Below are 2,356 nucleotides of genomic sequence, written 5' to 3'. Positions count from 1 at the left end.
TATTGGCGGCGGTCTGGTAGGAGCGGAAACGGCCGAGCATATTGCGGTGCATAATCGAAAGACCTCCATCGTTGAGATGCGTCCGGAAATTGCCGCCGACATGGAGCCGGCATCCAAAGAGTTCTTGCTGAAATCCTTAAAGCATAATGAAGTGGCCGTTCACGTCAATTCGAAGGTGCTGGAGATCACGGATACCCACGTCATTATTGAAACGGAAGAGGGACAGCAAGCGCTGCCTGCCGCTTTGGTCGTTCTGGCCATTGGATCAAAGTCAAATAATGCATTGGTTTCCGAGCTTGGAGACAAGCACAGCGTTAAGGTGATTGGCGATGCCGCTGTTGTCGGCAAAGCTCTGGAAGGCATCAACCTGGCGTACAAGACGGCGCTGGCTATATAATTTTGCCCAAACCCTATAGAACGATGAAAGACTGCGGCAACCGGGAACGATCCATCCGCCGCAGTCTTTTATACTCATTACGTGAACAAATTCACTATTTTGACGCTTGAAATGACCCCTGGGCGATGATATATTGTAACAAGTCAATTGGATTTTTTTGAAACTAAAACACACTAAATAGATTGGTAAAATCGTATTTCCACTTCGTCGCCAACTGGAAAACCGGAGGCCGGATTAATGCTCATCATTAATCGGGTCTCTTTTTTTATTGCTGGCCGTTGAATGATTCCAATCCGCCCGGATGCCCTTTGAACATGCCGAGGCATCCGGAATACGCAGAAATAAGGAGGCTTTAGGCCGATGTGCGCAGCGTTACCCTATAAGAAAGGTCTTCACGGAATTGATCCATATATTCCAGGCAAGCGGCTGGAGGAGGTCGTACAGGAGCTTGGGCTCCGGAAGGTAATCAAGCTGGCCTCCAACGAGAATCCTCTGGGCTGCTCCCCCCGGGTCAAGGAAGCGGCGGCGGCTGCGCTGCAAAGCCCCTCCCGCTATCCGGACGGAGGGAGCTCGGAGCTTAAGGCCGAACTGTCCCGGCAGACCGGGCTTCGGCCGCAGCAGTTCGTTATCGGGGCAGGCTCCTTCGAGCTGATCGCCTTTGTTGCCGAAACGTTCATCGGGCCGGGGGATGAAGCCATTATGCCGGAGCCTTCCTTCTCCTGGTACGGTACGGTCACCAAGCTGCAGGAGGGCAGGATCATACAGGTGCCGTTGACGGAGCACCGGGTCGATCTGGATGCCGTCAAGAGAGAAATCACGGATCACACGAGGGTGATCTGGCTCTGCAATCCCAACAACCCCACCGGCACCATCTTTACACACGGAGAACTGAGCCGGTTCCTGAAGGATATTCCGCCTTCGATTGTGGTCGCCATGGATGAGGCCTACTGTGATTTTGTAACCGGAGAGGGCTACCCGGATACGCTCGATTGGATCGGGCAGTATCCAAATCTCATCGTACTCCGCACCTTTTCCAAGATTTACGGTCTGGCCTCTTTGCGCATCGGGTACGCCGCCGCAAGCGAGGAAACGGCCGATTATATGAATCGCTGCCGCCAGATTTTCAATGTGAACGCGGTCGCCCAAGCTTCGGCGTTGGCCGGGTTGAAGGACGCCGGATTCAGGGAGACTGTGTACGAGAATAACCGCCAAGGAAAGGAATATTTATACCAAGCCTTCGAAGAGCAGGGACTTCGTTACATTCCAACGGAAGCCAGCTTCATCATGGTGCGTACCGGACAGGACAGCGAGACACTGTATCAGCAGCTTTTAAAGGAAGGGGTAATTATTCGTCCCGGCGCGGCTTACGGCATGAAGGAGTGGCTTAGAGTCAGCATTGGAACAATGGAGGAAAACCGCCTGTTTATTGAGGCGCTGCGGAAGGTGCTGAAAGCGCCGGAGGCGGCCGGCAGTTTAAAGGGTTGACGCCTTATAGGCTTAATCAATGAGGGGAGAGAATGAGGATGATCTTGGCAAAAGCTCCGGAGAAATACTGGAATGAACCGGGAATTCTTGCAAAGGGAGGAGAGATTGTTGCCTCCATCGGCAAGCGGGCCTGGATACTGGCAGGAAAGACGGCGTTGTCCGTCGCCGGCGGGACGCTGCTGACAAGCCTGGACGACAGCGGGATTGTGTACGAGCTCCAGGTGTATGAAGGCTACTGCACGCTGGAGGATATTGATATTCTCGCAGCGGCGGCGCAAGCTTCGGCAGCCGAGGTGCTTATTGGCATCGGCGGCGGCAAAATTCTGGATACGATCAAGGCTGTGGGCGACAAGCTGAGCCTGCCGGTTGTCACGGTGCCCACCATCGCGGCAACCTGCGCCGCATGGTCCGCCCTGTCCGTAACCTACACCCGTCAAGGCACGCAGACCGGAGGGTTGTTGCTGGAGAGATCGC

Annotated in this window: 3 protein-coding genes; all 3 read left to right on the top strand. The window is 54.4% G+C overall.

The genetic code is table 11. The features are described from left to right. Positions 1 to 397 (top strand): FAD-dependent oxidoreductase (locus tag L692_RS0102505; RefSeq protein WP_025696910.1); only part of this gene is annotated, 397 nt, incomplete at its 5' end. 360 nt (positions 398 to 757) lie between these two features. Continuing rightward, positions 758 to 1,882: a histidinol-phosphate transaminase gene (hisC, locus tag L692_RS0102500; protein ID WP_025696907.1), complete on the top strand. Its 1,125-nt coding sequence runs from the start codon at positions 758 to 760 to the stop codon at positions 1,880 to 1,882. 38 nt (positions 1,883 to 1,920) lie between these two features. After that, on the top strand, positions 1,921 to 2,356 hold a 436-nt coding region (locus tag L692_RS0102495), incomplete at its 3' end, for an iron-containing alcohol dehydrogenase (RefSeq protein ID WP_025696906.1).

Source organism: Paenibacillus forsythiae T98 (assembly GCF_000520735.1).
Classification (GTDB): Bacteria; Bacillota; Bacilli; order Paenibacillales; family Paenibacillaceae; genus Paenibacillus_AQ; species Paenibacillus_AQ forsythiae.
This window is presented reverse-complemented; position numbering and strand designations above follow the sequence as displayed.